The organism is Ruegeria sp. BF7 (assembly GCF_056538605.1).
Map to the genome: position 1 here is coordinate 1 of NZ_JBQFTM010000060.1, position 613 is coordinate 613.

The 613-nt window shown below is 58.9% G+C and carries 1 protein-coding gene; it reads right to left on the reverse strand.

Features of this window, described 5'->3' with window-relative positions:
- Positions 1-521, reverse strand: a 521-nt coding sequence (locus ACR0IK_RS24385; RefSeq protein ID WP_480643689.1) for a sugar transferase, incomplete at its 3' end; no start/stop codon positions are given.
- Positions 522-613 lie beyond the last annotated feature (92 nt).

A 613-nucleotide genomic window follows, 5' to 3' on the forward strand; every position in this document is an offset into this window, starting at 1 on the left:
TGCGCCAGATAGGCCGAAGCGGACCTGCCGTATTTGACCAGTTCGATGGCCACAACAGGGCGCGGGCCGACAAAGCTCATCTCGCCTTTCAGCACGTTCCAGATCTGCGGCAGCTCGTCCAGGCTGGTCTTGCGCAGGGTGCGACCCAGCCGGTTGATGCGCGGATCATCGGTCAGTTTATGGTCGCGTTCCCATTCGGCTGCGGCTTCGGGATTGGTGTCCAGATAGGCCTGCAGCCGCGCTTCGGCATCCGCCACCATGCTGCGAATCTTCCAGCATTTGAACGGCTTGGCGTTCTGACCCACTCGGGTATGACCGAAAAAGCCCGGGCCACCGTCCAGGCGCACGAGGCACCACAGCAGCGCGATGACCGGCGCAACGGCCGGCAGCAGCAGCAGCGCAAACACGATGTCAAAGGCTCGCTTACCAAGACCCGAATACAGGCCCAGAGGCGCCCGGTGCGGAACCGGCTGTTCCGCTGATCTGTTATCCGAAGTCGTTGAGGAAGCAAAATCCAACATCTAAATTTATCCTGACTCTATAGAGCAACTGCTAATGCATCAAAGAAGCAATCAAACGGCGCCCCGGATAAACCCGCGACGAAACGTATTTA